The 5,073-nt window shown below is 70.4% G+C and carries 6 protein-coding genes; all 6 read right to left on the bottom strand.

The genetic code is table 11. The features are described from left to right. A partial coding sequence (locus tag AB1609_15150; GenBank protein ID MEW6047793.1) for a 3-phosphoshikimate 1-carboxyvinyltransferase occupies positions 1–922 on the bottom strand: 922 nt, incomplete at its 3' end. Continuing rightward, a complete protein-coding gene (locus tag AB1609_15145; protein MEW6047792.1) occupies positions 910–2,013 on the bottom strand; it encodes a prephenate dehydrogenase in 1,104 nt (367 codons plus the stop codon). The genes AB1609_15145 and AB1609_15150, both read right to left, overlap by 13 nt. A 15-nt stretch (positions 2,014–2,028) precedes the next feature. Further along, the gene (gene aroF / locus AB1609_15140) at positions 2,029–3,057 is read right to left on the bottom strand and encodes a 3-deoxy-7-phosphoheptulonate synthase (protein ID MEW6047791.1); all 1,029 of its coding nucleotides are present in this window, start codon (positions 3,055–3,057) and stop codon (positions 2,029–2,031) included. Positions 3,058–3,083: 26 nt separating this feature from the next. Continuing rightward, entirely contained in the window at positions 3,084–3,467 is a 384-nt protein-coding gene (aroH, locus tag AB1609_15135; GenBank protein MEW6047790.1) for a chorismate mutase, read from the bottom strand. Then, positions 3,468–3,917: a HutP family protein gene (locus tag AB1609_15130; protein MEW6047789.1), complete on the bottom strand. Its 450-nt coding sequence runs from the start codon at positions 3,915–3,917 to the stop codon at positions 3,468–3,470. Positions 3,918–4,094: 177 nt separating this feature from the next. Continuing rightward, positions 4,095–4,928, bottom strand: coding sequence for a pseudouridine synthase (locus AB1609_15125; GenBank protein ID MEW6047788.1), 834 nt, complete (start codon positions 4,926–4,928; stop codon positions 4,095–4,097). Positions 4,929–5,073: the final 145 nt, after the last annotated feature.

The raw sequence follows: 5,073 nt of genomic DNA, 5'->3' as shown, positions 1-5,073 counted from the left end.
GTTCAGCACCTGGCCGGGGCTCGATCTCCACCTCAGCCCCCATCTCGGCCAGGACCTTCAGCACCTCGATACGGGTTGGGTTGAGTCCCACCCCCGGGGTATGCACCATCGAACCCGGGTGCATGGCGGCCGCCACCCAGAAAAAGGCAGCCGAGGAAGGGTCTCCGGGGACATGGACCTGCCGCGCCACCACCTGCTGGGGTCCCTCCACCTCCACCCAACCCGGGCCCCGGCGTATCCTCGCGCCGAAGTACGGCAGCAGCCGCTCCGTGTGATCGCGGCTTCGGGCCGGCTCCTCGAAGCGGGTGAGCCCGGCCGCCTGCAGCCCGGCCAGCAGCACCGCCGACTTGACCTGGGCGCTGGCCACTTCGCTTTTCCATGTGATCCCGGAAAGCCCCCCGCCCCGCACCGCCAGAGGGGCCAGGCCGGGCTCCCGCATCCAGATGCGCGCCCCCATCCGGGTGAGAGGCTCGGCGACACGCCGCATGGGGCGGCGCCGAAGCGAGCCGTCGCCCGTGATGACCCAGAAGACCGGGTGGGCCGCCGCCAGGCCTAGCAGAAGCCGGAGCGTCGTTCCCGAGTTGCGGGCATCCAGCACCTCTTCCGGCTCGGCGAACCCACCGCCCCCGAGTCCATCGAGCGGCCGCCCCTCCACCACGACCCGGCCGTCCGGGTCCGGCCCTTCCACCCGTACCCCGAAGGCGCGAAGGCAATCGAGCGTGGCCAGGGTATCGAGCGAGGCCAGGTAGTTGTCGATCACCGTCCGGCCCGAAGCGATGGCGCCCAGCATCGCCGCCCGGTGCGAGATGGACTTGTCGGGGGGAACTCGCACCGTGCCCCAGATACCCGATGCCGGTGTGATGTGGAGAAGCCCGCCGTCCTCCGAGGGCGCAGGCGCCGCCCGGTGCGTCACCTGACCCATGTCGCAAACCCCCGCCCCCGCAAGACTTCCAGCGCAGCCCTCAGGGTCTGCTCGGAATTGAAGCCCAGGCGCAGCGTCCCCGCCTCGCCTTCCCGCACCCGCAGGATTTCGATGTCCGCGATGTTGATTCCCCGGTCGCCCAGCGCCCCGCTCACCGCGGCGATGGCCCCCGGCCGGTCGGGGAGCCTCACGACGAGATCCCAGGTGGGCGCCCCGTAGCCCTTGGCGGGCAGGCGCAGCGCGGCCCGCGTCCGGCGAGCCTTCACCAACAGTGATTCAAGTTCCAGGCGGTCGCCGCTCACAAGCGCCCGTTCGACCCGGTCGAGCACCCGCCGGAAGGCCGCGATGGCCCGGGAGAGCGCCGGCGCGTTCAGTGCCAGCACGGGAAGCCAGACCTCTTCGTGCCCCAACGCGAGGCGCGTGGCATCCCTGAAGCCTGTCGCCGCGAGTTCGAAGGCGGGGATCCCCTCGTCCTCGGATGCCCCGGCGGCCAGCACCAGGCAACTGGCCACCACGTGCGGCAAGTGGCTTACGACCCCCACCGCCGCGTCGTGCTGCGAGGGGCTCAAATGGACGGGGTGCGCCCCGATCGACGCAACCAGTCGCGTGACCTGGTCCAGGGCCGCCGGGGGCGTGGAGGCCGTGGGGGTCAACACGTACACCGCGTTCTGAAAGAGGTACGGATCCGCGCCGGCAAGCCCCGCCCGCTCCGAACCGGCCATGGGGTGCCCCCCCACGAAGGCCTGGCCCCCCGGCAGGCGCCCGTCGAGCTCCTCGACGATGTGGCCCTTGACCGAGGCCACGTCGGTCAAAACGGCCCCACCAGGTGCGGCCGAAGAGGCGCGCCGTGCCAGCTCCACCACCGCCTCGGCCGGAACGGCCAGCACCACCAGGTCCGCTTTCGCAACGGCCTCTTCCAGGCTCATGGCGGACCGGTCGGCCGCGCCCAGCTCCACGGCCTGGCGGGCCCGCGAAGCGTCGCGGTCGAACGCCACCACCTGATAGCGCCCCGGTCCCCCCAGCGAGCGCAGCGCCAGTCCCAGCGAACCCCCGATGACGCCGCAGCCGACGATGGTGACCCGCTCGGGCATGCCTTCAACCGGCCCTCACAGCCAGCGCCCCACGGCGGCTGCCACAGGGCGCAGCGATTCCATCATCTGCGCGAAGCTCTCGGGGGTCAGCTGCTGCGGCCCGTCGGAGAGCGCGTCTTCGGGCGACGGGTGAACCTCCACCATGATCCCGTCGGCACCTGCCGCCACGCTCGCCCTCGCCATGGGCGGCACGTACGCCGAACGCCCCGTGCCGTGGCTCGGGTCCACCAGCACCGGCAGGTGGCTCAGTTCGTGGACCACGGCCACGGCGCTCAGGTCCAGGGTGTTGCGGGTCAGGTTCTCGAAGGTGCGGATCCCGCGTTCGCACAAAACGACTCTCGGGTTGCCGGAGGCGAGGATGTATTCGGCCGCCATCAACCACTCCTCGATGGTGGCCGCCATGCCTCTCTTGAGAAGCACGGGGCGAGAGCTTCGGCCGACCTCCCGGAGCAGCACGAAGTTCTGCATGTTGCGGGCGCCGATCTGCAGCATGTCGGCGTGCTCGGCCACCAGTTCCACGTCTCTGGGGTTGAGCACTTCGGTCACCACGGGCAGTTGCAGCCGGCGGCGCACCTCGGCCAGCAGGCGCAGTCCTTCGCGCTCCAGCCCCTGGAAGCTGTAAGGCGACGTGCGGGGCTTGTAAGCGCCGGCCCGCAGAATCGTGGCACCGGACTGCTGGACGGCACGCGCCACGCTGTCCAGTTGCTCCTCACTCTCGACGGCGCACGGCCCCGCAATGACCACGACCCGGGGCCCACCGATGACGACCCGGGCGGCCCCGTCGCCGCCCACCTCCACCAGGCTGGGTTCGGGCCGGAACTCCCGGGCTGCCAGCTTGAACGGCCTCAGGATCGGTACGACCCGTTCGACGCCCGGGATCGCTTCGAGCTGCGGGATCAGTTCGGGACGGCGGTCACCGATGGCGCCCACAATGGTGCGCTCGGTTCCGCGGGAAAGGTGTGTCTGGAAGCCGAGGCGGTGGAGGCGGTCCACAATCGCTTCCACCTGCTCGGGCGTGGCATCACGGCGCAGAACGACAACCACGTACTGGTGCCCCTTCCACTCAAGCGTCAGGCGTGCCCGTTGGATGGCGACGCCCAGTCCGGCCGCAGAACCGCGGCTTCACCGAGGTACACGTGGCGGGCCTGCCGGCCCACGGGGAGATAGGCGTGAACCAGGACCCGCACGCACCGCTTCACCGGCGACGGCACCGCCATCTCCTGGGCGCACAGCAGTGCCACCCCGGTCCATCCCGCCTGCCTGGCTCCGACGGCGGGAAACTGAGCGTTCAGGTCCGGGGTGGCCGTGAACACCGCGCTCAGTACATCCTCGGGCCCGATGCCGTTCGCCTCGGAGATGGCCAGGACGAGTTCGCGGCTGGCCCGCTCGATGGCCTGCGCGCTGTTGGCCTCGGCGCAGACCGCGCCCCGGATGGCTCTCAGAACCCGCTGCATCTATGCGGTGGTATCCTCCCTGCTTTCTTTCGATTCCCCCACGGCCCGGTGTCCCAGGCTGACCGCGGCGTCGTCGAGGTGGCCGAGTCCGACCGCGCAGAAAACGGCGACGACGACGTGCTCGCCGCGCCGGGCAAGCCCGATCTTGCCGCCGATGTTGAGCCCGATCGCCTTGACGGCCAGGCCCATGGCCGCCTCATGGGCCGCGCCTGCCACCGCGCCCTCCTCCACGTGAACCGGACGGATCAACCCCTCCCGCTTGGCGGCCACCACGGCCCGCTCCACGATCTGCGGCAGAACCTGAACGAACGGGCCTCCGCAGTCGACGGCGGCCGCGCGTATCCCCAGTCTCAGAAACTGGCCCTTCAAGCGGCTCTCTTCGGCGTGATCACGTGAGATGGCCATGGACAGCGCGGCCTGCGCCACTTCCCGGCTCTCGCTCGACGGGATCGCCCCCCACCCGCACGGCAGCAGGCCCGGAAGAGCACCACCCGGTACACGGGACAAAGGTGCCCGCTGTCAGGTAGCCGGAAGGCATACAGAGAGGAAGATCCTGCCGTCCTGCCTCGAGCCCCGACGGGTAGCGGGGATTCACCCTCTGCCCGGTCCCGAGAGCCCCGCTGCTGGCTATCCTTCCGTCCTGCCGTCCTGCGATTTTCCTACACGCTTATCATGACGAGGGGGTTGCTGTAAAGAGTGAGCTTTCGCCTCGCCTGCCGCGGCGGCCGCCTTGAGCCGGCGCACTTCCTCCGGCGAAAGGTACCGCCACGCGCCCCTCGGAAGCGAACCCAGCGCCAGCGGGCCCAGCCGCACCCGCACCAGGCGCAGCACCTGGTACCCCACCGCTTGACACATGCGGCGAAGTTGCCGCTTGCGGCCTTCGTGCAGCGTCACCTCGAGGTCGCTCGAGCGCTCCGTGCGACGGACGACCCGGACGCGCGCCGGCGCCGTCGGCCCGTCCTCCAGAACCACGCCGCGCCTCAGCGCCTCCGCGGCGTCATCCCCCACGCGCCCCCGCACCCGCACCCGGTACACCTTCGCGACCTCGAAGGACGGGTGCATGAGCGTGTGGGCCAGCGCGCCGTCGTTGGTCAACAGCACAAGCCCTTCGGAGTCGAGGTCGAGGCGCCCCACCGGGAAGAGGCGCACCTGGGGCCCGCCGTGGCGGCGCACCCACTCGGTAACGGTCTCCCGGCCCCTGGCGTCCGCGGCGGCACTCAGCACGCCCGGGGGCTTGTGGAGCATGATGTAGACCGGCGGAGGGCTTTTATCGCCCCTGGTGGTTACGGGCCGGCCATCCACGCACACGCGGTCCCGGGTAGGATCGACCTTCCAGCCCATGGCGGTAACGACCCGCCCGTTGACGGCCACCCTGCCCTCCCGGATCAGCCCTTCGCTGGCCCGTCGGGAGGCAACGCCGGCGTCGGCAAGGAACTTCTGCAACCGCACGAGAGCGGCCATGGGCCCTTCTCTTCTAACCCGAAGTTGCTCAACTTGAAGTCGCCCGATTTGCCGTTATGAAGCCATTTGCTGTCGTTTCAGGGCGAGGCCTTCTGTCTACCCATCGAGACAAGCGAGTGGAGGCCGACCCGGGCGAAGACCTCCC

The sequence above is a fragment of the Bacillota bacterium genome (genome assembly GCA_040754675.1).
Lineage (GTDB): Bacteria > Bacillota > Limnochordia > Limnochordales > Geochordaceae > Geochorda.
Note: the sequence above shows the minus strand (reverse complement) of the source record. Positions and strands in the feature narration are given on the sequence as shown.

Excerpts from the sequence above, each read along its gene's own strand:
- AB1609_15145 (MEW6047792.1), bottom strand. The coding sequence starts at position 2,013 with ATGCCCGAGCGGGTCACCATCGTCGGCTGCGGCGTCATCGGGGGTTCG.
- aroH (MEW6047790.1), bottom strand. The coding sequence starts at position 3,467 with ATGCAGCGGGTTCTGAGAGCCATCCGGGGCGCGGTCTGCGCCGAGGCC.
- AB1609_15125 (MEW6047788.1), bottom strand. The coding sequence starts at position 4,928 with ATGGCCGCTCTCGTGCGGTTGCAGAAGTTCCTTGCCGACGCCGGCGTT.